The organism is candidate division WOR-3 bacterium (assembly GCA_039801085.1).
Taxonomy (GTDB): Bacteria; Hydrothermota; Tepidihabitantia; order Tepidihabitantales; family Tepidihabitantaceae; genus JAOABP01.
The window spans coordinates 552,835-578,792 of record JBDRTY010000001.1; the positions used below are offsets into that span (position 1 = coordinate 552,835).

The 25,958-nt window shown below is 55.1% G+C and carries 25 protein-coding genes and 1 tRNA gene; 17 read left to right on the top strand and 9 right to left on the bottom strand.

Annotated features, from left to right (window positions below; all coding sequences use genetic code 11):
* Nucleotides 1-3: 3 nt before the first annotated feature.
* From ABIK48_02625 to ABIK48_02655, 7 genes are all read left to right on the top strand, one after another.
* A complete protein-coding gene (locus ABIK48_02625) occupies nucleotides 4-984 on the top strand; it encodes a sugar phosphate nucleotidyltransferase (GenBank protein ID MEO0021050.1) in 981 nt (326 codons plus the stop codon).
* 5 nt (nucleotides 985-989) lie between these two features.
* Nucleotides 990-2,132 carry a tRNA guanosine(34) transglycosylase Tgt gene (gene tgt, locus ABIK48_02630; GenBank protein MEO0021051.1) on the top strand — a complete coding sequence of 381 codons (1,143 nt, stop codon included), beginning with the start codon at nucleotides 990-992 and terminating at the stop codon, nucleotides 2,130-2,132.
* 18 nt (nucleotides 2,133-2,150) lie between these two features.
* Complete coding sequence (locus ABIK48_02635) at nucleotides 2,151-3,290, top strand: ABC transporter substrate-binding protein (protein MEO0021052.1); 1,140 nt, start codon at nucleotides 2,151-2,153, stop codon at nucleotides 3,288-3,290.
* Nucleotides 3,291-3,669: 379 nt separating this feature from the next.
* Nucleotides 3,670-4,062 carry a hypothetical protein gene (locus ABIK48_02640; protein ID MEO0021053.1) on the top strand — a complete coding sequence of 131 codons (393 nt, stop codon included), beginning with the start codon at nucleotides 3,670-3,672 and terminating at the stop codon, nucleotides 4,060-4,062.
* A 29-nt stretch (nucleotides 4,063-4,091) separates the two neighbouring features.
* On the top strand, nucleotides 4,092-4,949 hold the full coding sequence (locus ABIK48_02645) for a T9SS type A sorting domain-containing protein (GenBank protein MEO0021054.1): 858 nt from the start codon (nucleotides 4,092-4,094) through the stop codon (nucleotides 4,947-4,949).
* 19 nt (nucleotides 4,950-4,968) lie between these two features.
* Nucleotides 4,969-5,316, top strand: coding sequence for a hypothetical protein (locus ABIK48_02650; protein ID MEO0021055.1), 348 nt, complete (start codon nucleotides 4,969-4,971; stop codon nucleotides 5,314-5,316).
* Entirely contained in the window at nucleotides 5,259-7,544 is a 2,286-nt protein-coding gene (locus ABIK48_02655; protein MEO0021056.1) for a FlgD immunoglobulin-like domain containing protein, read from the top strand. Before ABIK48_02650 ends, ABIK48_02655 begins: the two co-directional genes overlap by 58 nt.
* Before the next feature lie 40 nt (nucleotides 7,545-7,584).
* Here the strand turns inward: ABIK48_02655 and ABIK48_02660 are convergent, their stop codons facing one another.
* From ABIK48_02660 to ABIK48_02675, 4 genes are all read right to left on the bottom strand, one after another.
* Nucleotides 7,585-8,934 (bottom strand): pitrilysin family protein, encoded by a 1,350-nt coding sequence (locus tag ABIK48_02660; protein ID MEO0021057.1) that lies wholly within the window; start codon nucleotides 8,932-8,934, stop codon nucleotides 7,585-7,587.
* Nucleotides 8,931-10,238 carry a pitrilysin family protein gene (locus ABIK48_02665; GenBank protein ID MEO0021058.1) on the bottom strand — a complete coding sequence of 436 codons (1,308 nt, stop codon included), beginning with the start codon at nucleotides 10,236-10,238 and terminating at the stop codon, nucleotides 8,931-8,933. Before ABIK48_02665 ends, ABIK48_02660 begins: the two co-directional genes overlap by 4 nt.
* Before the next feature lie 4 nt (nucleotides 10,239-10,242).
* Nucleotides 10,243-12,240: a M14 family zinc carboxypeptidase gene (locus ABIK48_02670; GenBank protein MEO0021059.1), complete on the bottom strand. Its 1,998-nt coding sequence runs from the start codon at nucleotides 12,238-12,240 to the stop codon at nucleotides 10,243-10,245.
* Between the two features lie 67 nt (nucleotides 12,241-12,307).
* Entirely contained in the window at nucleotides 12,308-12,883 is a 576-nt protein-coding gene (locus tag ABIK48_02675) for a hypothetical protein (GenBank protein ID MEO0021060.1), read from the bottom strand.
* Between the two features lie 215 nt (nucleotides 12,884-13,098).
* On the opposite strand from ABIK48_02675, the gene ABIK48_02680 reads away from it, so the two are divergent.
* The 10 genes from ABIK48_02680 to mtnA all read left to right on the top strand — a co-directional run bounded on the left by ABIK48_02680 (nucleotide 13,099) and on the right by mtnA (nucleotide 21,938).
* Entirely contained in the window at nucleotides 13,099-13,755 is a 657-nt protein-coding gene (locus ABIK48_02680; protein ID MEO0021061.1) for a protein-L-isoaspartate(D-aspartate) O-methyltransferase, read from the top strand.
* A gap of 25 nt (nucleotides 13,756-13,780) precedes the next feature.
* Nucleotides 13,781-13,855, top strand: a tRNA-Pro gene (locus ABIK48_02685).
* 20 nt (nucleotides 13,856-13,875) lie between these two features.
* Nucleotides 13,876-14,430, top strand: a complete 555-nt coding sequence (gene hpt / locus ABIK48_02690; GenBank protein ID MEO0021062.1) for a hypoxanthine phosphoribosyltransferase — start codon at nucleotides 13,876-13,878, stop codon at nucleotides 14,428-14,430.
* A gap of 2 nt (nucleotides 14,431-14,432) precedes the next feature.
* The gene (gene ade, locus ABIK48_02695; protein MEO0021063.1) at nucleotides 14,433-16,184 is read left to right on the top strand and encodes an adenine deaminase; all 1,752 of its coding nucleotides are present in this window, start codon (nucleotides 14,433-14,435) and stop codon (nucleotides 16,182-16,184) included.
* Nucleotides 16,141-16,629 (top strand): TIGR00725 family protein, encoded by a 489-nt coding sequence (locus tag ABIK48_02700; protein MEO0021064.1) that lies wholly within the window; start codon nucleotides 16,141-16,143, stop codon nucleotides 16,627-16,629. The genes ade and ABIK48_02700 overlap by 44 nt, the downstream gene beginning before the upstream one ends.
* A 1-nt stretch (nucleotide 16,630) precedes the next feature.
* Nucleotides 16,631-18,127 (top strand): aldehyde dehydrogenase family protein, encoded by a 1,497-nt coding sequence (locus ABIK48_02705; GenBank protein ID MEO0021065.1) that lies wholly within the window; start codon nucleotides 16,631-16,633, stop codon nucleotides 18,125-18,127.
* 8 nt (nucleotides 18,128-18,135) lie between these two features.
* The gene (locus ABIK48_02710) at nucleotides 18,136-19,116 is read left to right on the top strand and encodes an ATP-binding cassette domain-containing protein (protein ID MEO0021066.1); all 981 of its coding nucleotides are present in this window, start codon (nucleotides 18,136-18,138) and stop codon (nucleotides 19,114-19,116) included.
* Nucleotides 19,107-19,877 carry an ABC transporter permease gene (locus ABIK48_02715; protein MEO0021067.1) on the top strand — a complete coding sequence of 257 codons (771 nt, stop codon included), beginning with the start codon at nucleotides 19,107-19,109 and terminating at the stop codon, nucleotides 19,875-19,877. Before ABIK48_02710 ends, ABIK48_02715 begins: the two co-directional genes overlap by 10 nt.
* A gap of 61 nt (nucleotides 19,878-19,938) precedes the next feature.
* A complete protein-coding gene (locus ABIK48_02720) occupies nucleotides 19,939-20,856 on the top strand; it encodes a class I SAM-dependent methyltransferase (GenBank protein MEO0021068.1) in 918 nt (305 codons plus the stop codon).
* Complete coding sequence (gene mtnA, locus ABIK48_02725; GenBank protein MEO0021069.1) at nucleotides 20,853-21,938, top strand: S-methyl-5-thioribose-1-phosphate isomerase; 1,086 nt, start codon at nucleotides 20,853-20,855, stop codon at nucleotides 21,936-21,938. Before ABIK48_02720 ends, mtnA begins: the two co-directional genes overlap by 4 nt.
* Here the strand turns inward: mtnA and ABIK48_02730 are convergent.
* From ABIK48_02730 to rpmF, 5 genes are read right to left on the bottom strand one after another with little or no spacing between them, the layout of a single operon-like run.
* Entirely contained in the window at nucleotides 21,887-22,501 is a 615-nt protein-coding gene (locus ABIK48_02730) for a peptidylprolyl isomerase (protein MEO0021070.1), read from the bottom strand. The genes mtnA and ABIK48_02730 overlap by 52 nt on opposite strands.
* Before the next feature lie 28 nt (nucleotides 22,502-22,529).
* Entirely contained in the window at nucleotides 22,530-23,660 is a 1,131-nt protein-coding gene (locus tag ABIK48_02735) for a hypothetical protein (GenBank protein ID MEO0021071.1), read from the bottom strand.
* Nucleotides 23,657-24,760 carry a DNRLRE domain-containing protein gene (locus ABIK48_02740; protein MEO0021072.1) on the bottom strand — a complete coding sequence of 368 codons (1,104 nt, stop codon included), beginning with the start codon at nucleotides 24,758-24,760 and terminating at the stop codon, nucleotides 23,657-23,659. Before ABIK48_02740 ends, ABIK48_02735 begins: the two co-directional genes overlap by 4 nt.
* Complete coding sequence (plsX, locus tag ABIK48_02745; protein MEO0021073.1) at nucleotides 24,760-25,758, bottom strand: phosphate acyltransferase PlsX; 999 nt, start codon at nucleotides 25,756-25,758, stop codon at nucleotides 24,760-24,762. Before plsX ends, ABIK48_02740 begins: the two co-directional genes overlap by 1 nt.
* The gene (gene rpmF, locus ABIK48_02750; GenBank protein ID MEO0021074.1) at nucleotides 25,759-25,944 is read right to left on the bottom strand and encodes a 50S ribosomal protein L32; all 186 of its coding nucleotides are present in this window, start codon (nucleotides 25,942-25,944) and stop codon (nucleotides 25,759-25,761) included.
* Nucleotides 25,945-25,958 lie beyond the last annotated feature (14 nt).

A 25,958-nucleotide genomic window follows, 5' to 3' on the forward strand; every position in this document is an offset into this window, starting at 1 on the left:
GGTGTGGGACTGGGGGTGATCATTCCGGCAGCAGGCGAGGGGCAGCGGTTAAGACCGCACACGCTCAGAAAGCCCAAGGTGATGCTGGAGGTTGCGGGCAAACCGATCATTGGGCATATTCTTGACCGGGTCAGCCGACTGAATCCGGACCGGATTTGGGTGGTTGTGCCGCCGGGGGATGAATGGATCAGCAGTTATCTGCAGGCAAGCTACCGGATGAGCTTTGAATTTGTCGTCCAGCCTGAGCCCCGCGGTCTGGGGCATGCAGTCTGGTGTGCCGGGGCTGACCGTGCCGGGTTGCCACTGCTGATTCTGCTGGGGGATACGATTGTTGATTTTGACTTTCAATTAATGTTTCAGGCGGACTACAGTATCGGGGTCAAGGAAGTATCAGACCCGAGCCGGTTCGGTGTGGTGCTGGTGGAGAACGGGGTGGTCAGCAGGGTGATCGAAAAGCCTAGGGAGCCGGTAAGCCGGCTGGCGATCGTCGGGATTTACTACTTCCGGGAGCCGAAGTTCCTTTATCAATCGCTTGAACGGCTGATTGCAGAAAACCGGATGATCAAAGGTGAATATCAGTTTACCGATGCACTGCAGTTTCTCGCTAATCAGGGGGCAGGGATCAGAACTGTTGATGTTGATGTGTGGCTGGACTGCGGGACACCGGAGGCGTTGCTTGAGACCAACCGGCTGCTGCTGGAGCGCCAGAAGACAGCCCTGCCGGAGTTGAATACCGTCCGGATTGTGCCACCGGTTTTTATTGCACCGGATGCCAGGATTGAACGTTCCGAGATCGGGCCCTATGTCTCGGTCTCGGTGGGCGCTCAGATATCCGGTTCAGTGGTAAAAGACAGCCTGATTTATCATGGGGCAAGGGTGGCGAACTGCCGGCTCAGCGGTGCGATCGTGGGTGAAGATGCCGAGGTTCGCGGAGTGGACGGCGCGGTAAATGTCGGGCCCAGGGTCCATCTTGCCCGGGGATAAACCTGATGTTCGACTTTGAGGTGCTGGCAGGCGATCACCGGGCACGCCGGGGAAGATTGAGTCTGCCTCACGGCACCGTTGAAACGCCCGCATTCATGGCGGTGGCGACCCAGGCGGCCGTCAAGACCATGAGTCCCCAGGAAGTAAGCGATACCGGCACTGAGATGCTAGTCTGCAATACCTATCACCTCTATTTACGGCCCGGGCATAAACTGATTCAGGGGGCGGGGGGAATTTCCGCTTTCATGGGCTGGCACCGTCCGGTGCTCACCGATTCCGGCGGTTATCAGATCTACTCGCTGGCGGCACTTTCCCGGACCGGCGAGGAGGGGGTGGAGTTTCAGTCCCACATTGACGGCAGCCGGCATTTCTTTACCCCGGAGCTGGTGATTGAGATTCAGCGAGCGCTGGGTTCGGATATTGCGATGTGTCTGGATGACTGTCCGCCGTTTCCGGTCAGCCGGCAGCAGGCGGAAATTTCGGTGGCACGAACGACCGGCTGGGCACGGCGCTGCCGGACGGCTGCAGGAGCGGATGTGAATCTGTTCGGTATCATTCAGGGTGCAACCTATCATGACCTCAGGCACTGGAGTGCGGAGGAGCTGCTGGCGCTGGATTTTCCGGGTTATGCGATCGGCGGGCTTTGTCTGGGTGAACCTTCAGCCCTGACCTATGAAATTACCGAACAGGTGTGTTCAATGATACCGGCAGAAAAACCCCGCTATCTCATGGGTGCCGGCTATCCTGAGGATATAATCAGTGCGGTTCGGGTTGGGGTGGATCTCTTTGACTGTGTGCTGCCGACCCGGAACGGCAGAACCGGTACCGCCTTTGTCAGCACCGGCCGGGTGCTGATCCGGAATGCGGTCTATGCAGAAGATCCCGGACCGCTGGATCCGAACTGTAACTGCTACACCTGCCGCAACTTCAGCCGTGCCTATCTCCGGCATCTGTTCCTTGCGGGCGAGGCGCTGGGACCCCGGCTTTTAAGCTATCACAACCTGTATTTCTTCCAGTCACTGCTGCGTGCTATCCGGGAGGCGATTGCCGGCGGGCGTTTTGATGAGTGGGCACAGCAGTTTCTGAGCCGGTATGCTCAGGGAACAGGTCAGGATTCAGACCTTGTAAGTGTCAGCCGAAATGAGTAACCAGAAAAGGAGGAGTCAATGCGTAATCTGACAGTCCTGATTTTAACACTCGGGCTCGGACTGCTCGTTCTTTCCTGCGGTCCGGGCAATGTGATCAAGGTGGGCGTGGTCGCCCCGCTCACCGGTGATGTCAAGACCTTCGGCGAGTCAACGGTCAACGGCATCATGCTCGCAATTGAGGAGGCAAACCGTGCCGGCGGCGTGAACGGCAAGCAGATCAAGCTGTTTATCTCCGATGACAAGAACGACCCGACTGAGGCGGCAAACGCCGGCGGCAAGCTGATTGAGCTGGACGGTGTTGTGGCAATCATCGGTTCGGTGTCCACCAAATGCTCCCTGCCGCTGGCGGACAAGTGCCAGGTGGCGCGGATTCCAATGATCACCCCGACTTCGACCAATCCCAAGGTCACGGTCACCGATGACGGCAGGCACAAGGAGTATATCTTCCGTGCCTGCTTCACCGATTCGTTCCAGGGGGTGGTGGCGGCGCGGTTTGCAATTGACAGCTTGAAGGCAAAGACCGCCGCAATCATGTATGATGTCGGCAACGACTACTCCCGCGGGCTTGCGGACTACTTCAAGCGCTTCTTCGAGGCGGCAGGTGGCAAGGTGGTGGCATATGAGTCCTATCAGAAGGATGATGTCGACTTCTCGGGACTGCTGACCAAGATCAAACAGCAGAAGCCGGACCTCGTGTTTCTCCCCGACTACTACAACAAGGTCGGTCTGATCGTCAAGCAGGCATATCAGCTCGGGCTGGTCACCCGCTTCCTTGGCGGTGACGGCTGGGATTCACCGGCGATGCTGGAGATTGCGGGCAAGGAGGTGGCGGGTAGCTACTTTGTCAACCACTACTCGGCTGATGATCCCAGGTCTGAGGTTCAGAACTGGGTGAACAAGTATCAGGCGCGCTACGGTCAGAAGCCGGATGCCTTTGCTACCCTCGGGTATGATGCAGGACTTCTGTTGATCGCCGCACTCAAGAATGCACCCAATGCCAAGCCGGACGAGATCCGGGAGGCGCTGAGCAAAATCCGGGACTACCCCTGCGTCTCGGGCACGATCACCTTTGACGAGTTCGGCAACCCGATCAAGCTGGCAACGATCATCCAGTATACCGAGACCGGCCAGCGGTTTGTAACTTCGTTTGCCCCGTAAGTAAAAGGCAGACTGTTACCGGCAACCGAACCGGCTCCGGGCAGACCGACCGGAGCCGGTTTCTGTTTATAATGCACTGCCCGGACCAGCCTGTCCGCCAGCTGTCAAAGCGAGCGGAAATTTTATCCCTGCAGCCGCTCAATTTAACCGTCATACTCAATCATACTACCATCCATGCAATTACCCGGGGTGAACCCTATGCAGGGTTTAATTTTTAACAGGTTAGTATCTGACAGGAAATGATATATAATGCAATTGTTATAATCAATGTTTATGCATCAAAATACACAAATAAGCGGTTATCCTATTGACAAAAACTGCCCGGTTCTTATAATATATGCGCATCATCGCCGCCTCCATTTTAAGAAAGGAGGTTAAAATGGCGAGGTTGATAAGATTTTTTATCCTGACACTGGTGCTGGCAGAGATCGGTTCTGCCGGCTGGGAAAGGCGGGCGGACACGCCGCAGTGGCAGTATCCCGGTTCAGCGTTGGTTTTCGGAATTGAAAATCCCAAGACCATCTATGCCATCTTTGGCGGAACCAAAAAGCTGTATCGTTATCTTATTAATCTTGACCGATGGGATGATTCTCCGACTGATTTTCCCGGGGATGTGAATTTTGGTCCAGGTGCAGCGCTTGCCTCGGACTTGAATGGCACCATCTATGTGCTCGTTGGGGGAGGAAGCAGTTCTGGCGTTACCGGATTTCAGACAACAGCTGGCTGCGATATCCGGATATTCCGTTTCCGGTCAGTCAGGGCGGTTCGTTAGCATTTGCTATCGTTGACAATCTGTATTGGGTGTACGCGATACCCGGGGACACTTTCCGGCGGATTTTCAAATACGGACCGCTTGCAGGCGGTGCGGGTGGTATTCAGCCGAATGATATTCCGCGCTGGCGCGAACTGTCCACAAGTGATATGCCCCGCCCCGGACCCGGTTCCTGTATTTCATGGTATCATCTGCCGGCATTGCCTCAGCCGCTGGAATATATCCTGATGCTTCCCGGAAATGGGAGTGATAAGATTCACTACGCTAATGTGCGTGATTCGATTCTGATATGGCTTCCCGGTGGAAGATTGACAGGCAACTCCGGTTATGGTGGTTCGATTTCAACTTTCAATATGCCGGGTGGCGCTTCTCATACCGCCTGTCTGCTTGGTGGCGGCGAGGATGACGCCTGCTGGGTATCACAGCCAATCACAGATCGTTTTGATCGTTATGGATCTACCCCTTATCCCCAGTATATTCAGACTGCCTGTGCTCATGGCAGAGATGGCTATGTCTACGCCTTTTTCGGCAGCACTAACCGTGCCTTCTACCGTGTTCCGATGTATGACGACCTTGAGAGTGGCGGGCAAGGTGCTGACAGGGTTGAATGCAGTTCAGCCCCGGACCTAAAAGTTTATCCGGAGCCGGCGGCGCACAATGTCAGGCTGGAGTTTATCAACGGGAAACCCGGAAGATGTGCGGTGACGATCTACGATATCGCCGGCAGGCGGGTGTGCACGCTGTGTGACCGGCTACTGAATGCAGGTGTCCATTCGGCGACCTGGGATTTGATCGATGGGCATGGGATGCGTTCAGTACCCGGAGTATATATTGTGCAGGTGCGCACTTCTGAAACGGTCGTGACCCGAAGGGTCACGGTCAGATAAAAATGGAAAGGAGGCGGCGATGATGCTGAAAAAATTGAGTGTCACCGGTATGGCAGTTATTCTACCCCTGATTACAACTGCCGGTGCGATTACTCTCGAGCGGGTGATTCCAGTTGCCGATACCGTATGTGGCGGAGCAACCGGTGGTGGAGCACGGTATCTGGCGATTGACGGTTCAAAGCTCTACTATGTCGCCACTGAGGGTATGACACTGGTGCTTGATCTTGGCAGTTTTACGGTCAGGGGGAAATTCCGACGCTCGGCGAACACCCGGCAATTCCGGGGACGGACAAGCAGCAGCAACTGTTTGTGTCTAGGTATCACAAGTTGTATGTGGCAGGACGGGACAGCGGTCTGCCAATCATGACAATTGTCAGCACACTTACTGATTCCATAACTGCCCGTTACCCCGTTACCGACTTAATGTGTATGGCGTATAACGATTCCGAAGGGTGTGTTGTGATCACTGCCGAATCCTGCCGGTTGCGGGTTATTGACTGCCGGACCGACTCAGTGCGTGCCGTCATTACTACCGTTGACAGCTGTCTGCCTGACTATGTTTTCTGGAATCACCATAATAACTGCTATTATGTGATTACAGGACATTACCAGCTTTATCCGGTGCTGGATACCTTTGCCTGGTGCACGGTGTTTGATAGCCGGACCAACACCGTTGTCGATACCTTCTGTCTCCAGCGGAGGTTTTACCGGGGGGTTCTGGTGCATCCGCACCGGAACAAGCTCTACTTCGGGTTGAATGATGAGGTGGCGGTGGTGGACGGTGACCAGAACCGGATCGTCAGATGGATTCCTTTTTTGGGAGGTCAGTTTGCGACCGACTCCGTGGGCAATAAACTCTATCTGATTAATGCTGGTAGCATCGGAGTAGTTGATTGCAACCATGATACCCTGATAAAGGAGATATTCCTCGGCGGAGGCGGGTATCTTGAATTCTGTTGCATTCCGGAACTGGATCGGCTGGCTGTTATCTGCGACAACCTGCTTGCCGGCATTGACTGTGCGGGGGACTCTCTGGTGTTTGCCGATTCCACATTCCGGGTTAATCCCTGGTATGCCGCTCTGACCTGGGATCCGGTGCGGGGGCAAATTCTTATCGGCAAGTATTATTTTTCTGAAGGAACGGCGCTCCTTTTGGCATATGATCCGGTCAGCTGGCAGGTGCGCAGGAAGCGGATGCTCGGTGTGGAGCGGATCTGGGATTTAGTTCATAACCGCCGTCAGAACCGGTTTTATCTTTTGACCGAATCCCGAGATTCGTTTCAGCTTTGGGTGGTTGACGGAGAATCAGGTAATTATCTTCAGGCATTTACGCTCTGCCCCGCCCGCTGTGAATATGAAGTGAAGCTGTATCCCCATCCAGATGAAAGAAGGTTATACATTCCGGACCCGGAAGGGGGACGCATCAGGGTTTTTGACTGCGACCATGGGGCGATAGTTTATGACATACCGGTTCGACTGATGCCTACATTGCTTACTTTTTTCAAAAACCGGATCTACTGCAGTCATACCGATTATCCCAACGGCTATCTGTCAATCATTGATTCCGATGCGGATACGGTCATCAAGGTGCTGGACCTGCCGCTGGTCGGCACCAGTTTTGTCATTTTTTATCCCGAGGTTAATAAATATTATGTTCAGGGCTACTGGGACAACCGGATTGCGGTGATGGACCTTGCTACGGACGAACTGCAGAAGCTCATCCGTGGTATCCCGGCCGGGCAGGGGATTCTCTCACCGGCGATAAGGATGCCGGCGGTCCGGGGGTTGTATGTCGTTTTTGCCAACATACTGCCCAATTCTCCCTTTCTGGTCAAGATTGATGTGACCACCGATTCGATCGTGAAGGTGTATAGTGATCTAAATTACTATTACGCAACTTTTGGACTTGTAAACCACTTTTTCACTAATAAACTTTATCTTTGCGATATGATTAGACCTTATTATCCATTTGCGCATCTGATCGGTGTCTATGATGTTTTTCAGGACACGGTTGTCAATGAGGTGAGCACTCCGATTCCGGATACGGCGTGGAAGTGGTGGGGAATTAACGCAGATTATTATAATTATGCCAGCCATCCCAATCTGCCGTTTTTTTACGCCCACTATATCTGGGGGGTGGCAAAGGTTGACTGCGTTACCGATTCTGTTGTCAGCTTCCTCCGGTTGCGGGGACTGGGGGAAGATTGGCGGGTGATGAAACTGGATCCGGTTGACAACCGGATTTATCTGGTCGGCGACAGCCGGATATTTGTGCTCCGGGACGAAGGTCCGGGAGTCACATTCCCTCCGCCTGAAGCTCGAAGCCGGATACGGTTTGACTCTCCGACGGTGATCAGGGACCGGTTGCTCGTCAGTCTGCAGGCGCCGGCAGCTTCGGAGGCGCAATTGAGCATGTTTGATGCCGGTGGCAGACTGCTCCGGCAATTGCAGACGGCAACCGGCAGGGAAGGCAGAGTGCGGCTTCAATGGGACGGGAGCGATGTTAAGGGGCATCAGACTGCAGCCGGGGTATATTTTGTTGTGCTGGAATCGGGTTCTGACCGTTACATGAAAAAGGTTGTCAGAATCAGGTAGCCCGGCATCAATTTCTGAAGTTTATTGATCTTGGGAGCGGTCATTCAATCCACTCCGCATCGGGGAGGTTGAGCTGATCGCGGGTGATGTTGCCTAGGATGACCATCAGGTATCTGCCTGGAAAGAGTCGGTTGCGGGCAGCGGTGTTAATCTGTTCAAGCGTGGTGGTGCGGACCAGTTCCGGAAAGCGGGTGAACCAGTCCATGCCGTAGCCGTAGAGTTCAAAGCTGATCAGCTGGTCAAGCTTGCCGGAGTTGGCAGAGTAGGTGAGCGGAAATGAGCCGGTGAAGTAGTTTTTCGCCTTCTGCAGTTCCGGCGGGGTGGCACCGGTCCGGACCATCCGGTCAATTTCGGCAAACATCTTCTCAATTGCGGTCTGCGGTTTTGAGGTCTGGACCGTTGCCCGGAAGGCACCGGTCATGAGCCGGCGGTCAAACCAGCAGCGGACATCATAGGCAAGCCCGGCGTATTCCCGGACCGCCAGACCGAGCCGGGAGGAGAGTGGCGGACCGCCGAGGATGTAGGACATGAGCCGGACCGGAATCAGATCCGGATCGCGGACCGAGATGCCCGGATGGCCGAACTGAATATAGGTCTGGTTCATATCCGGCCGGGTAATCAGTTTGACGCGGAGTTTTTCCGGCGGTTTGAATGCAGGCGGTTCAGGAGCCGGCACCGTTTTGGACTGCCAGCTTCCGAACCGGCGGGTGATTTCCTCTTTCAGCTCTCTGGGGTTGATGTCACCGACCGCAACGATGAAGCAGTTGTTGGGCACGAAGTGGGTGGCGTGGAACTGGCGCAGGTCAGCAAGGGTGATTTGCGGAATGGTGCCGGTATCACCGCGGGCGGGCAGGCGGTAGCGGTGGTCACCGAAGAGCAGGCGGTCAAACTCCAGCGTTACCAGGGAGCCCGGATTGTCCCAGGCACGGCGGGCAGCGGTGAGCAGCTCCTCCCGGACGAGCCGGAACTCCGGTTCCGGAAATGCGGGGTTGAGGACGATATCGGCAAGGATGTCCAGTCCGGTTCCAAGGTCCTTGGACAGGAGCCGGAACTGGAGCCGGCTGTGGTCAAAATCGGCATCTGCCGAGTAGCTGGCACCAAGGAAGTCAAGCAGGGCGGTGAGCGAGTCGGCGGTAAGAGTTTTCGTGCCCCGCAGAAGCATCTGAGCGCAGAGGCTGGCGGTGCCCGCCTTCGGGAGCGGTTCAAACGTCGCACCGGAACGGCAGACCAGTGCCAGGTCCACGATCGGCAGGCGGTGGTCCTCAAAGGTGATGATTATCAGACCGTTGTTCAGTGATTCGCGCTCAACCGGCAGGGAGAGCAGAGGGGAAACTGCGGTTATGAGTCCGAGTAAAAGAAACAGCAGGTGTGAGCGGAGAAACGGTTTCATTTTGCCTCCCTTTTTTCAGGCAGGAGTATGCCGACGACCCGGCGGTGGTCCTGAAAATACTTCTGACAGAACTGCTGAATCTGCTCCGGGGTGGTCTTTTCCACCTGCTGCATCCAGTCCAGAAATGAGCGCCAGGAGCCGGTGGTGATCTGGGCGGTGGCAATGAGATAGGCGATGCCGGAGATGTCATCCCGCTCAAAGATCGAGCCGGCAATCGTCTGATTCTTGACCCGCTGCAGTTCAAGTCCGGTTACAGGCTCGGTCTTCATTCTTTCCAGTTCCCGGGTTATCAGCTGTTCAATCCGGGGAATCAGGGTTTCCGATTTCGGGCTGATCCAGAAGTACATCAGTCCGGGATCCTTTTCCACCGAGTTCCAGACTGAAACCGAGGTGGCAAGTCCGGAGTCAAGGACCAGGGTCTGATAGAGCCGGGAGTTTCTGCCCGAGCCGAGGATACGGGCAGCGACATCACCCACAAAGTAGAGCGAGTCTCGGATTCCGGGTGTGGGATAGCCGATGAGTAGGGTCGGAACCGATACCTTTTTGCGGATCGTAATCCGGCGTTCGCCAGCGGGTTCGGGTTCTAAATTGTAATAGTCGTACCGGTCGACCGGCCTGCCTTTTAATCTGCCGAAATACTTCTGGGCCATCGTTCTGACATCATCCGGTCTGATGTCACCGGCGATCACCAGCACCGCATTTGACGGGTTGTAGTATTTTTTATACCATTCCCGAACTTTTCCCACGGTGAAGTTGGCCACATCATCCGGCCAGCCGATGGTCGGGCTGCGGTGGGGATGAGCGAGCCAGGCGATTGCTTCAAAGTTCTCCCATAGGACCGAGCTCGGGCGGTTGTCCTGAAGCCGGCGCTCCTCGGTAACGACCTGATGTTCACTTTCAAACTCCGAGTCCGGAAAGATGCACCGTCCCATCCGGGCCGCCTCCAGTTTCAGCGCCAGCTCCCAGTGCTCCTTAGCGATGTCCGCGTAATAGCCGGTATAGTAGGTGGAGGTGAAGCCGTTGTTGATGGCACCGACCGAGTCTAGCATCCGATCAAAATCACCCGGCTTGTAGAGATCGGTGTGCTTGAAGCTCATATGCTCGAGCATGTGGGAGATGCCGGTTAGTCCCGGCGGTTCATCATAGGAGCCGACCCGGTAATAGACATTGACCGAGACCACCGGTGCGGAGGTGTCAATATAGCCGATGACCTGCAGGCCGTTTCTGAGCCGGAACTCAAACACCCTGAATTCCAGCGGGTCAAAGTTGGCAAGCAAGGTAAGCAGGGAAAAAATGATGTTCATAATCTTATTCTGAAATTACTAGCCGGACCGGTGTCTGCCGGTTCGGGCGGAGGAAGTAGACCCCGGGTTTCAGGCGCCGGCCGTCAGGTCCTTTAAGGCTCAAGGTCCAGTTCTGCCCGGCAATGGTAAAGGTTTGAACGGTTCTGCCCGCAGGATCGGTGAGCTTCAAAGTTACCGGCTGCCGGGTCGGCGGGTTCAGGTAAACCACGACGGTTGTCCGGGCAGGGTTGGGAACAATCCGCAGGCGGGGCGGTTGTTCTGTCTGAGGCTGGTCAGCGGTAGCGATGCCGGTTGTGTTTACACCTTCCACCGCATCAAGATAAAATGCCCCGGTGGCGGTGAGCCGGAGAAAACGGACACTGTCCAGTCCAGCAGAACCGATGTCAAGATAGGTTTCAGGTGTTGTGGCGGTGCCCAGCGTTACCCATGGTCCCTGCCAGCTCTGGGCACCCTGCACCTGCGCACTGCCGGTGCCGGCTGAACGGTAAATCACCAGTTCACTGCCTTCGCGGTTGTAAACCGGTTTCACCATATCCAGACATATGGTCTTCCCGTTGTCCAGCAGAAAGGCAGTACTGTCCCGGGGACCGAGCGTCCGGACCGGATAGGTGCGGTTGGCGGAGGGAGTGACAAAACTGTTGTAAATATGACGGAAGGCAAAGAGTGGTGCAGTTGAATCCGGGGTTAGTTGAACTTCGAGCCAAACTGCGGAGTCACCGGTTGACGGAACAACGACACTTTCAATTGTGGTGTCACGATAACCTGGCGACCGGAAGGTCAGTGTATAGGTGCCGGGAAGGTAGAAGCGGTGAAAGTCACCGACTGTCGGGCTGTTGTAGCTGAGCCAGTTCGCCGGCTGGACCCAGATCTGACAAGGTACAGGGGTGCCTGTGAACGCATCAGTGACTGTGCCGTGAATACCCTTTCCGGCTAGGTGGATGAATTCGAGGATTGCTGGTAGATTGAGGTTGAAGCAAGGGTCGATCTCGGAGGCAGGTGGGGTTTTCTGAGGATGAACTTCAATTGACCAGCCCATCATGCCGTAGCCGTAGTCAAAGTCCTTGGTTGAACCGTTGATCAGATACATTGAGTCCGCACCCTGGCCATAGGTGTAATGAGTCCAGTGATCATAGCGGGCAGAGAGGAACTGGATCAGGTTCAGTTCGGGAATTGTGTTCTGATAGGAGTAGCAGTAACTCCAGGGATGGGAAATGAAGGTGGTGCCGGCATGATAGGAGACGAAGGTAACTGCGGGATTACGCCATAGATGAGCAAGCACCGCCCGGTTCTCCGGCTCTGAAAATGGGCTTGCCCCCTGAGAAATTTCATCCCCCCACATCCAGCCCCAGTTGCGGTTCAGATCAACACTGTTGCCGTTATACCGGCTGGAACTGATATAACCGTCCGGGTTATACATCGGCAGGAGGTAGATTTCCCGGCTGTCAACTAGACGGGTGACAACGGTATCGGTGCCGTAGTTGCGGACTAGGTACTTTAGCAGTTCAAAGGTGATCGCCCAGCCGATTTTTTCATCGCCGTGAATGTCGCCTTCAAAATGAACCGCAGGCTCCGGCTCATCAATCTGGGGATGGTCGGAAATCTTCATCATCAGCAGCAGATTACCCCGGTAACTCAGACCCAGGGTTTCCAGCCGGCAGATTGTCGGATTGTTTGTTGCAATAACTGCCATTGTATCGCAGTATTCGGCATAGGTCAGATACCTGCCATCACTCTCCTGAAAGTTGCGTTCGTAAACTCCAGTTATGTCAGGTGTTATGACTTCAATCCTATAACCTTTATCAGCCAGGGCCCGCTGCTGATTGACGGTTGCCTCCGCAATAACGCCGGTCCGGTTGACATAATTTACCCAGGCGCCGGAGTTTTCAATATTCCGAACGTCATCTCTGGTGGCATTGGTAATCCGGATCAGATCCCGGGGTTCGGGTGCACTGGTAATGGTGGTGGCAAGCCCGAACAGGCAAATCAGGATTGCGGTCCGCACCATATAATAATACGGCAGGAGCGCCAGCAGTCAAAATGTGCCGGAGCGGGAAAAAGGGAAGTGGTCATCAGTAGATGACTACTACGCCGGAGGGGATGACCTTTGCCCGGACCTGGCGGATACCGTTACGCCGTTTGGCATACACCCGAATCCGGTAGTTGTAACCGGTCCGGGGTTCAAATCCGACGATCGTGCCCGAGATGCTGCGGTTGGGTTTGGAAGGTCCTGCCCAGATGAAGACGATGGTTTCAATGATCGCCATCGGGTCGTAGAGAAAAGATGCCCGGTCTTCAGGGGAAAGTCCCTTGAAGACCTCGCCGGCGATTTCAACATGAGAGTGAAAGTTGCCCAGAAAGCGGAGGTGCAATCGGGAGCTGAGTTCCCGCCGCCGTCTGATCACCCGCTGGATCGTCGCCCAGTCCCGGAAGATGATGCCGGTCCGGCTCTTTTCTCCGCCCCGATAGTAGCAAACCCGGCGGACTACCAGCCGATGTTCCTGGTTGATGGTGCCGAAGAGGAAGCCGAATGTTTCGCGCTTGAACCGGGTTTCGTAACCCCGGCGGGCAAAACTGCACAGTTCGCGGACCGCCGACTCTTCAAACAGAATTGGTGCCCGGAAGCGCACGAGCGGATGAATTGACATTAACTTTATTTTAGCACTTGTCCGCGGCAGGTCAAATCATAATAAAAATTGCCGCTGGAGGGCCCATGCCACGATGGTTGATACGCCAACCAGGGCAATCGCCCGACCAGCAGCAGAAAATAAATACAATAGCTGTTTTCGATGTCAAGCAATTTTCTGGTGCTTTCGGATGATAAATTAATTTGAATTGAGGCGACAAAGTTTTATATTATTATGTGGAATCAAAGAATGAATTCAGTCAGCGCCGGAAGCTGATGGTGGAAGAACAGATTGCTGCCCGCGGTGTCAGAGACCAGCGGCTGCTGACGGTGATGCTGAAGGTGCCGAGACATCTTTTTGTTCCTGAAGGTTTTGTGCATCAGGCTTATGAAGATCATCCCCTGCCGATCGGTCAGGGGCAGACCATTTCCCAGCCCTATATTGTGGCGGTAATGACTGAGGCATTGCAGGTTGAGAAGTGGCACCGGGTGCTAGAGGTTGGCACCGGTTCCGGTTATCAGACTGCCATTCTGGCAGAACTGGCGGGGATGGTATATACTGTGGAACTCATTGAGGAGCTGTCAATCCGGGCGCGGCAGATTCTCAACCGGCTGGATTACCGGAATATTAGGTTCAAAATAGGAGATGGAAATGAGGGGTGGAAGGAATTCGCCCCTTATGACCGGATTATCGTTACTGCTGCGGCAGAGTCAATTCCTTATGCCTTGATCGAGCAGCTGAAGGAGCAAGGCCGGCTGGTGGCACCGGTGGGACCGGCAGGGGCACAGAGTCTGATTTTAGGGGTGAAGCACGGACAACGGCTCGTGCAGCGGTCACTGATGAGCGTGGTGTTTGTGCCGCTGGTGCGGAGCAAGCCTTCTGTTGACTGCTGAAATAATTCTTTTATATTGTCATTGACGGGGCGTAGCGCAGCTGGTTTAGCGCGCTTGGTTCGGGACCAAGAGGTCGCTGGTTCAAATCCAGTCGCCCCGATTTCAATTTTACGCTTGGAAATGACCACCAATACACCGGCACCGGATCAGACCCGGGTAAAAGTTCTCATCTCTGCCGATGAGATTGCCAAGCGGGTGCGGGAGCTGGCAGAGCAGATTTCTGCCGATTATGCGAGCAGGACTCCGCTGGTTGTCGGGATCCTCAAGGGCTCCTGGATTTTTCTAGCGGATCTGGTGCGGCAGCTGACCGTGCCGGTTTACATCGATTTTCTCACCGTTTCCAGTTACGGGGCGAGTACAAATAGTTCGGGGGTTGTAAAGATTGTCATGGACCTGAAATGTCCGCTGGAAGGCAGGGATGTGCTGGTGGTGGAGGATATTCTGGATTCGGGATTGACATTAAGATACATTATGAGACATCTGGAACTGCGCAAGCCGAAGAGTCTGAAGTTGTGTGTGCTGATGGACAAGCCGGCGCGCCGGCAGGTTGAGATCGAGCCGGATTATCTCGGATTTACCGTGCCGGATAAGTTTGTCGTCGGCTACGGGGCTGATTTTGCTGAAGCCTTTCGTAATTTGCCGTTTATCGGGTATATTGAAGAGCCGGATAAGTAATCATGAAGAGAAGCAAAATTTCTGATCCTTCAGTTTCTGGGGATTTGCTTGCGGTTGCCCGGGGCGAAGCACCGGCAGACCTCCTGTTGCGCGGAGGACAGGTAGTGGATGTGTTTACCGGTGAGGTCCGCCGGGCAGATGTGGTAATCAAAAACGGAATGATCGCCGGTGTGGGTGAAGGTTACGAGCGGGCAGACAGTGTAATGGACATCCAGGGGTGCTATGTCGCACCCGGTTTTATTGAGGGGCATATCCATATTGAAAGTTCGCTTCTGTCGGTGAGTGAGTTTGTCCGGTTGTGCCTGATCAATGGCACAACCACGGTAATTGCTGATCCGCATGAGCTGGCAAATGTTCTGGGAGTCGGCGGTGTTGAATATGTCATCCGGGCAAGCCGGAATCTTCCTGCTGACGTCTATATCATGGTACCATCCTGCGTTCCGGCGACGCGGATGGAGACATCAGGAGCAAAGCTGGGGGGCAGGGAGATTGAGCGGCTGCTGAAGATGCCAGAGGTGCTCGGACTTGCCGAGTTGATGAACTATCCGGGTGTAATCTGGGGTGATCCTGACGTGCGGGCAAAGCTGGTGGTGGCAAGAAGGGCAGGAAAGGTGATCGATGGCCACTGTCCGGGGTTGACCGGGCTTCTGCTGCAGGCATATGCCGGTGCGGGAATCGGCTCGGACCACGAATCGGTCGGGGTGCAGGAGGTGCGGGAGAAGCTGCGGGCAGGGATGAGGGTATTTATCCGGGAAGGTTCGGCTGCCCAAAACCTGGCATCGATTCTGCCGGTGGTGAATGATTTCAATCTGCGCCGGTTCTGCCTTGTGTCCGATGACCGTGACCCGCAGGATCTGCTCAAAGAGGGCCATCTGAATGCGGTATTGCGCCGGGCAGTAAATGCGGGAATGCAGCCAGTAGCGGCGATACAGATGGTTACACTCAATCCTGCGGAATATTTCCGTCTTTATGACCGGGGTGCGGTGGCACCGGGATTGCGGGCAGACTTGGTGGTGCTGGAAAGTCTGAGCGATATGAATGTGAAACTGGTGATAAAGAATGGTAGACCGGTTGCCCGGGAGGGTCGATTACTGGAGAGACTGCCGGAGGTCCGCGACCGGAAGGTGATGGACACCGTGCGGGTGAAGGGGCTTGCACGGGGAGATTTTGTAATCAAGGCTGAAGGGGAGCTGTGTAATGTGATCCGGATTGTGCCCGGACAGATTTTAACTGAACATCATGTCCAGCGGGCACCGGTCAGAAACGGACTGGTGACAGCAGATCCGGAGCGGGATCTGCTGAAGATCGTGGTAATTGAAAGGCACCGGGGGACGGGCAGAATGGGTAAAGGGCTGGTTGCCGGCTTCGGTCTGAAGAAGGGCGCGCTCGGAACCACCGTGGCGCATGATTCTCACAATATGATTATTGTCGGCACCAATGACCGGGATATGCTGATTGCGGCACGGACACTGATAAGAATGGGCGGTGGTTATGTGGCGGTTGCCGATGGCAAGGTGGCCGCAGTACTGCCTCTACCGATCGCTGGTCTGATGTCAGACCGGTCTGCCCAGGAGGTTGTTTCCCGGTTGAAGGTGCTTTTGGCAAAGGTACGGAACTGGGGCTGCCGGCTGGACAATCCATTCATGGCCCTTTCGTTTCTTTCGCTGCCGGTAATTCCCGAGTTGAAAATAACCGACCGGGGGCTGATTGATGTTAACCGGTTTCAACCGATCAGTTTATTCGCTGAGAAATAGGCTGTTTGTCGGAGTGATTGGCGCCGGCGAATGTGAAGCTGAACTGGCGGCAGAGGCGCGGGCACTGGGTCGAGAACTGGCAGCAGCCGGTGCGGTCGTGGTCTGCGGCGGTATGGGAGGTGTAATGCGGGCGGTATGTCAGGGGGCACAGGAACAGGGCGGGTTGACAATCGGCATCATGCCCGGCTCTGAGCGGTCGCAGGCAAATGAGTTTGTGGCACTGGCGATAGCTACCGGTTTCGGCGAGGCGCGGAATCTGATAATTATCAGGACCGCTGATATTCTGATTGCAATCGGCGGTTCCTACGGCACACTTTCGGAGATCGGTTTTGCCCTGAAGATGGGAAAGAGGGTAATCGGGTTGAAGACTTGGGAAATTGAAGGGGTTGAGAAGGCGGCATCGGTGGCAGAGGTTTTGACAAGATTAAAAATAAAAGGAGGATAGGATGGCAGCAAAGGAGTATTTGAACTTTATCAATGGCAGATATGTGCCTGCCCGAACTGGTAAAAGCTATGAGAACCGTAACCCGGCGGACACCTCGGATCTGATCGGAACTTTTCCTGCTTCCGGATCGGAGGATGTGAATGATGCGGTTGCGGCGGCAAAGGCGGCTTATCCCAAATGGCGGGCGGTCCCGGCGCCGCAGCGGGGCGAAATTATCCGGCGTGCCACCGAGATTCTCATCCGGCGCAAGGAGGAGCTTGCCCGGCTGATGACAAGAGAGATGGGCAAGGTTTTGAAAGAGACTAGGGGTGATGTGCAGGAGGCAATTGATACCGGGCTTTACGCTGCGGGTGAGAGCCGGCGGCTGTGGGGCAAGGTTGTGCCCAGCGAACTGCCCAACAAGGCAGCCTTTGTTACCCGGCAGCCGATGGGGGTCTGGGGGATGATCTGTCCCTGGAACTTTCCGATGGCGATTCCCTCCTGGAAGCTGTTTCCTGCCCTGATCTGTGGTAATACCGCAGTCATCAAGCCGGCAACCCTGACACCAGCGTCGGTTCATGAATTCGTTGCCGCACTGACTGAAGCCGGTGTGCCTGCCGGGGTGGTGAATGTGGTGTATGGTGAAGGGGCAGTGGTTGGGGAGGCACTGCTCAATCATCCGGATATCTGCGGGATTTCGTTTACCGGGTCATCAGTGATCGGCAAAAGGATTGCCGAGGTCTGCGGCAGACAGTTGAAACGGTGCTCACTGGAGCTCGGGGGCAAGAATGCCCAGATTGTGCTGAAGGATGCGGATCTGAATCTGGCGCTGGAAGGGGTAATCTGGGGTGCCTTCGGGACGACCGGTCAGCGCTGCACCGCTACCTCCCGGCTGATTCTTGAGGATGAGATTCATGATCGTTTTCTGGAGATGGTGGTGGAAAGGGCAAAACAGTTGAAGGTGGGCAACGGCCTGGATGAGTCGGTGGAGATGGGACCACTGGTGAGTGAGGGGCAGCGGCAGACGGTCCACCGGTATGTGGAGATCGGCAGAAGTGAAGGGGCACGGCTGGTGTGCGGTGGTGCGCCCCTCACCAGTGGTGATTACAGCCGGGGCCATTTCTATCCGCCGACGATCTTCGCCGAGGTCACCCCGGATATGCGCATCGCCCGGGAGGAGATATTCGGACCGGTGCTTTCAGTTATCAGGGTGCGTAATTTTGATGAGGCAATCGATGTCCTTAACAACACCTCCTATGGTTTGTCATCTTCAATCTATACCCGGGATGTCAATCTGGCAATGAAGGCGATTGAACGGATTGAAGCCGGAATTACATATGTGAATGCCCCGACGATCGGTGCAGAATGCCATCTGCCATTTGGCGGAGTCAAGGAGACAGGCAACGGACACCGGGAGGGTGGCTGGACCGCCTATGAAATTTTCTCCGAGTTGAAGACAGTATATATTGATTATTCTGGAGCCCTGCAGAAGGCGCAGATTGATACTGCAAAGGATTAACCGGATCGGTGGCGACAATTGAAGTTGACCGGCTGAGCAAGAGTTTTCGCGGATTGGTTGCTGTTGACCATATTTCCTTTGCGGTCAATGAAGGTGAGATCTTCGGATTTCTGGGTCCGAACGGTGCCGGTAAGACCACTACGGTCCGGATGCTCTGCACCCTGACGCGTCCAAGTGCGGGAACGGCGCGGGTCGCAGGCTGGGATGTTACTCGTGAACCCAATCAGGTGCGGAAGGCGATCGGGATTATCTTCCAGGAACCGTCCCTTGATGACCGGTTGACCGCACGGGAGAATCTCAGGTTTCACGCTATGATCTACAAAGTCCCGAAAGCGGAGGCTGGTATCCGGATTGCGCGCGCACTGGAATGGATGGAACTCAGTTCCCGTGCCGACGAACTGGTCCGGAATTTTTCCGGCGGGATGAAACGCCGGCTGGAGATCGCCCGGGCGCTGCTGCATACACCCCAGGTGCTTTTTCTGGACGAGCCGACACTCGGGCTTGATCCTCAAACTCGGAACCGGATCTGGGAAAGACTGCTGGCGTTGCGGGCGGAGAACCGGATGACACTGTTTCTGACCACTCACTACATGGACGAGGCGGAATACTGTGACCGGATTGCGATCATTGATTACGGCCGGATAATTGCTCTGGGTACTCCGGCAGAGCTGAAAACCCGGTTGCAGGGAGATCAGGTGGTGCTGATGACCGCTGACAACCTCCGGGCAGCGACAGAAATCAGGAGGCTCTACGGGATTGAAATTGCGTTCGATCGGGAAAAGTTAAGGTTTCAGGTGGCAGATGGGGCGCAATTTGTGCCCAGACTGGTCCGGGAACTGGGCGTGCCTATACTTTCAGTAATGGTGCGACCGCCAACACTGGATGATGTTTTTCTCACCCTGACCGGCCGGGAGATCCGGGATGAGGAGGCGGGCGAGCGGGAAAAATTAAAGAGTCGGCTTCAGCGGATGGGGCGTGCTTGGCGTTAGCAAACGGTATGTTTGATTCTGCCTGTATTCATATGGTGTGGCGGCGCGATGTGCTTCGCTACTTCCGGGAGAAGAGCCAGCTTTATGGGTCACTCACCAGACCGGTGCTGTGGCTTTTTATTCTCGGCCTCGGTTTACGCGGTGGTTACCGGGAGGTTGGCAGTGTCAATTATACTCAGTTCATCTTTCCCGGAATTATTGCGATGACCAGTATCTTCACATCGATTCAGTCAGCAATCTCCATCATCTGGGACCGGGAGTTCGGGTTTCTGAAGGAGATTCTGGTGGCACCGGTCCCGCGGACATCAATTGTCATTGGTAAGGGACTTGCCGGCACGACCCTTTCACTGATTCAGGGGTGTATCATTCTGCTGCTGGCACCGCTCGTCCGGGTGAAGCTGGCGCTGGTGAACATTCTGCCGCTGATTCTAGTGATGGCAGTGATGTCCTTTGCCCTTACCGGTATCGGGATCGTGATTGCCGCCCGGATGACCTCGTTTCAGGGGTTCGGTACAATCATGAATTTTATCATTATGCCGCTGTGGTTTCTCAGCGGTGCCCTTTATCCGCTTGAGGGGTTGCCCTGGTGGCTGGCGCTGCTGGTTCGTATCAATCCGCTGACCTATGGTGTGGATATGATCCGCCGGCTGGTGCTCGGATTTTCCTTCTATTCTCCCGGGTTTAATCTCGCATTTCTGGCAAGTTTCAGTATCCTGACAACAATGGCGGCAGTCTATTTCTTCAATCGCGGGGAATACTGAAGACAGAGAGGCAGGATTGGCGGGGAATAGAAATAGATCTGAAAATTATTCCGGCGCACAGTTGAGCATCCAATTGCGTCTTAATGTTGAGCGTCTGTGGCAGGTACTGCAGGGAATCAGGCCTCCAAAGCAGTATGTCAATGTGGAAGGCGGGGGGATTGAGCAACAGCACGACTGGCGGCTGCGGTTGCATCACTGTGCCAACTATGCTGCGGCACTGACAATTCTGAGACAGGAAAACCGGCGTTTGCGACTCCTGGAGCTGGGCTGTGGTACCGGCGCACTTTCCTATGGACTGGCCCGGATCATGCCGCCGGAATGGAGCCTGATGGCGACAGACTATTCGCGGTATCTGATTGAGTATGCCCGCCAGCAGTATTCGGCTCCGAATCTTGTGTTTGACTGTCTTGATGTTAATGACATTTCCGCATCGGCACTCCGGGAGTTCGATGCGGTGCTCATGCTGGAACTGATTGAACACCTGAACTGTCGGGAAACCAGAGAGCTTCTCCACCGGCTGGGAGCGGGACTGAAACCTGCCAGTCTGGTGGTTATTTCCACTCCGGATCGTTCCGCCTTTCCGCGTGATCATTCCGGTTATTATCCCCATAAAATCGAATACCGGTATTCCACTCTGTTTCAGTTTCTCAGCGGTCTGCAGAACAATCCGTTCCGCAGTTTCGAGCTTTATCAGATAGTTGCGCCCGGAATCGTCCGGGCAGCGGTCCGGACTGAAAGACGGGGTGGTTACTTTTTCAATCGGGTTGCCGGACTGATTGAGCGGCTGAGTTCCCATCAGGTTCAATTTCGCCGCTACCAGAGAAGGGTGTTAAGCTGGTTAAGCCGGGTGTTCTGGCAATTGACCGGTGGCGGGCAGAGATGTGACATCACCCGGCTGCTTGATGATCTCCAGTTGACCGGGACTGATAGCGGTGATCATCAGCTTTCATTCAGTCTGGTTGCAGTGCTGAGAAAATGAAAAGAAGAGGACTGGAAATTCCTGATGTGCTGGTATATCAGCAGGGATGTCTGCGGATTATCGATCAGCGGTTTCTGCCATCAAGGGTGATCTACCGGAAGCTGAGCAGCGTTCCGGCGGTTGCCGAGGCAATTCGACAGTTGCAGATTCGCGGTGCACCATGGATCGGAGTGGCGGCGGCATACGGGATGGCAGTTGCGGCGGAGCGGTCAGGTGACCGGGAACTGATTACCCGATTGACAAAAGCCGCGGAAATGCTGATGGCGGCACGTCCGACTGCAGTCAATCTTGGCTGGGCGGTGAGCAGGATAATGGAGGTTGTTGAGCACACAAAGGGTGTTTCGCCAGCGGTGTTGCGGTACCGGGTGTTTAAGGAGGCGAAGGTGATTGAGGAGGATGAGCGCCGCCGGTCCCGGGCAATTGCCCGTCACGGTGCCAAACTCGTGCCAGAAAACGGAACTGTCATGACAATCTGTAATACCGGGATGCTCGCCGGACCCGGATTGGGAACGGCACTGGGGGTGATCTATCAGGCGTCTCAGGAGGGGAAAAATCCACTGGTGTATGTCTGTGAAACCAGGCCGCTGCTCCAGGGTGCCCGGTTGACCGCTTGGGAGCTAAAGCGGGCAGGCATCAATTTCCGGCTTATTGTTGACAGTGCCAGTGCCGGCGTGATTGAGCATTGCGACCTAGTAATTGTTGGAGCAGACCGGATTGCAGCAAACGGGGATACTGCAAATAAAATTGGGACGCGGATGCTGGCATTACTGGCTAAGGCTGCCGGCAAACCGTTTTATGTGGCAGCTCCGTCATCCACATTTGACCTTAAGATCAGAGACGGCAAGGAAATTCCAATTGAAATCCGCAGTGGTGATGAGATTACCCGGATCGGAACCTGCGGGGTGGCACCGGCTGGAATAACCGCTTACAATCCGGCGTTTGATGTCACGCCGGCGCGTTATATCGCCGCGTTTATTACCGAAAAAGGGGTTGTCCGTCCGCCTTACCGGAACCGTCTTCCCCGTCTGCTTCACTCGGTGGTAACAAAGACCCGTTCCATCACCACCGGTGGCCGGACCTGACCGATCTTCTCCAGTACCTCCATGCCTTCTACGATTTTGCCGATCACGGTGTATTTACCATCCAGCTGGGGGAGCGGCTGGAGACAGAAGTAAAACTGGCTGCCCGAGGATTCGAGGTTGGGGTTTACCTGATCCGGCAGACGAGCCATCGCCATTGCTCCTTTTTCATGCTTGCGTTTGATTTCTGCAGGGACGGTGTAACCCGGGCCGCCGGTGCCGTCGCCTTTGGGGTCGCCCCCCTGAACCACAAAACCCGGTTCAATCCGGTGGAACGTGAGTCCGTTGTAGAATCCTTTGATTGCCAGATTGGCAACATTAGTGACATTCAGCGGCGCATCCTTGGTATACATTTCCACCTTGATTTTGCCGAAGTCCTTGACCAGAATGGTAATAAACAGCTTTTCCGGAAGGTTGGTTGAAATAAGCGTATCCTTGAGCAGACCCGGTGGTTGTGGAGTGGCGGTGCCGGCGGTGTCAGCTGGTGCCGGGTCTGTTTTTTTGGGAGCGCCACAACCGACTAAAAGGACAGCAATCATCAATGAGACTATTAAGAGTTTTGACACAGTATACCTCCTTATATTTATTAATATTTCAATATCCCCAGCGCCGGGTGCGTTTTTTCCATGATTCCTCATAGGCAATGGTAAGATGGAGACGCCCGGCGGTTTCGCTGATGAATCCGGCCGGGGTTTCCCCTTTGCGGAATATTACCTCACCGGCAATATCCAGTGTGCCGAATTTGGGCAGCAGTACCCCGGTTCCCAAGTGAACAGCGGACTCGGAGATTCGTCCGCCGGCAACCGTGCTACAGTACCATCTGCCTGTAGAGTAGCCGAGGCGGAATGGATAGCCGGGAAACTGTTCATACTCAATGCCTATTGAAGCCCGCCATACATTCTGATAACCGGCAGGCAAGTTATCAATGGTGGTATTTGCCCAGTTGCGTAGTTCAAAGCCGGTGCTGATTTGGGTTTTATAGAATGGTCCGGCAGTAAACCCGAAGCTTAAAGTGGCAGGCAAATGGATCCGGTAGTTACGAAGTGAATCGCTAGCAACTCCGTGGAGATGTTTGAACCTAGTGGCGGTAAGTTGGAACGGTAGGTCATAAAAACCGGTAAGGGTGAGACGGGCGAGTCTGCCGGCAGCTCCCAGCCGGAAAGTACGTGCCGAGTAATCAATTTCAATTGTGTCCGTAGCCACTAGGCCCTCAGCCCAGTAATGCCAGTTTTCCCGGGAGCCACCGATAAGCTGCTGAAATTGGGCACCGAGGCAGAGTCGGTTAAACAGTGGCTGGGAAACGCCGAAATTGAAACTGTGGATTCCGCCCCGGCTGACAATATGAAAGCGGAGGATGGTATCGGCGAGCGATTCGGACCAGACATCAAAGTCCTGATTGAACCGGCTGTCAACACTTAGGAGAAGCCGGGTGTGAGTAGGGAGTGGTACCGCAGCATAGATGCCAGTCGGTCGTACCGTTCCCAGTGCACGCTGGTAGTAGTGCTGACGGGCAGTGAGTCCGGTGCCGGTCAGCGTGAGTTTGATGCGGGTTTGAGCAAGATCGAAATAATTACCAGGATTCCCCGGGGTGAGGGCAGAGGGGTTGCCAAGGGCAATAAATCGGGCATCTGCCGGCAGTGTCACTTCCCCCAGACCGTTAGGGTTGAAGAATGACTGGGCGGTAAGTGCGGTAAATATCAGAAGCAGCAGTGCAATGGATTTCATCTTGAGAACCGGTCCGGAGGGGGAAGAATATACTGAATTTTCAGCTGGGGAGCGGTGTTGCCGGAGCGGGAGAGTTTCAGCCGGAACGGTCGCTGCCATTCCGGTTCGGCCGTGATCAGCAGACCGTGATTGGGAAAGGAATCCGGGTGTGATACCCAGTTCTGAACCAGCGTAGTAATGTCGAGGCTGACCATGGTGTCCTGTGCAACCAGAATGTAGGCGGTAGTGGCAGCAGCGTTTTCTTCGTAGCCGGCATGGCGGTTGCGCAGCTGATAGGATTCGGTCAGGCGGTGAACGCCAAGTTTCAGCGTGTCGGACCGGCGGTAAATGGTCCGGGGTGTAAACAACAGTTGCGCCCGGAGAATTGTGACCTCAGGTGGCAGGGTGTCAAGCCGGAATTTCAGATAAGTGCGGAAGGCAAAACTGGCGCCGATCAGCAAATCGGTCAGCTGGCTGCAGATGTTGAGGGTATCAACGATGTGGGCGTCGCCGGTGGCATAATAGATCCTTTCCTTGCCATCGGCATAGTGGAAGACCAGTTTGGGTCCGGCTTTGGCATCGGTCATATTTGTGATCGCAGCGAATCCGGTATCGGTGGGGAGAAGCATTATCCCTGATGATTTCTGTACCAGCAGTGTCAGCCGGCTGCGGTCCAGTTCCACGACTGTGGATTCCCGGGTGAGCGTGGCGGTGCCCAGAGTAAATTCCCAGAGGTCGCCCCCCGGTGTAAGCCAGCGGGTGGCAGAGTCAGCCAGGAGCCAGGTCACCGCAGCGGTAGTCCACTCTGTTGAACAGGCACGACAGACGAATGTGACCGGAGTGCTGTCAATGGGGTGAAGAATCAGGCGCACGCCGGTGACCGAATCGAGTGCGCTGTCTTTTAGCGGGAATTTGAGCAGTACCCGGGATTCATACTGTTCGTCCCTGCCCAACAGCAGCCAGTCGGCATAACCGAGCGGAATATGCCGGCCGTAATAGTCGAGTGAATCCGGTACCAGTTCCAGCATGCCGCTTTCCGGCAGGGTGGTCAGCTGGTCAAAGCCGACCGGCAGCGTGTTGCAGGCAAGAAGTAGCAGCGTGAGGGGAAAGAAAAATTTCATCACCCGGAGTTCTGATCAGCAAATGCCTGGGCGATGTGCTGGGACAGATTGTCGCGGACCGCCGAATAGGCGGTGCGGATGGCATTTTTCAGTGCCTGGGGTGTTGATCGGCCATGGGCAACCACAACGTTGCCCTGAACACCGAGCATCAGTGCGCCTCCGTATTCCTGATAATCCATCCGGCTGATGAACTCCTCCAGAACCGGGCGGGAAAACCAGCGGCGCAGCCGGTATTTGGATTCCGACTCATAATACTGTTCAAGGAGCTGGCGGAGAATTTCGCCCAGACCCTCACCATACTTCAGCAGCACATTGCCCACGAATCCGTCGCAGACAACGACATCTACCTTGCCGGTCAGAATTTCGTTGCCTTCAACATTGCCGATGAAGTTGAGTTCGCTTTCCTTGAGCAGACGGTAGGCGGCAGTTGTCAGTTCGTTACCCTTGGTATCTTCCTGCCCGATATTGAGCAGACCAACCGAAGGATTGGCTTTACGAAAGAAAAAGGCGGCAGCGGTGGCACCCATGATGGCAAACTGGAGGAGCTGATTCGGCTTGGTATCAACATTGGCACCGACATCGAGCACGAGGGTACTCCCTTTGATTCTGGGGAAAAGGACCGCCAAGGTCGGACGGTGGACACCGGGAACTGCTCCCAGTCGGGTCAGGGCGAATGCCATGACCGCACCGGTGTTGCCGGCACTTACCACCGCATCCACCTTTCCCTGCCGGTGCAGATCCATGCAGACACCGATTGATGAGTTCTGTTTCCGTTTCACCGCCTCCGGTGCCGGTTCATGCATGCCGACGACCTCGGCTGCCGGCACAAACTCCACACGTTCATCATGGTGGAAATCGGTACGGTCTGATTCCAAAATTTCCTGCCGGCCAACGATCACCAGACTACAGTCCGGGAGTTCCTCAAGGGCAAGCTGCACCGCAGCCAGCTCGGCACGCGGTGCGTTGTCCGAGCCCATGGCATCGAGTGCAATTTTCACTTACTTCTTTTCTTCAATAGTTAATACCGGTTTGCCCGCATAGTAGCCGCAGTGCGGACAGACCCGATGGGGCATTTTCGGTTCGTGGCAGTGCGGACAATCAACAAGCGTCGGCGGCGTCAGTTTCCAGTGAGTACGGCGCTTGCGGCCACGCTGCCGTGAATGTCTTCGCTTCGGTAGTGGCATTGATATCCTCCAAT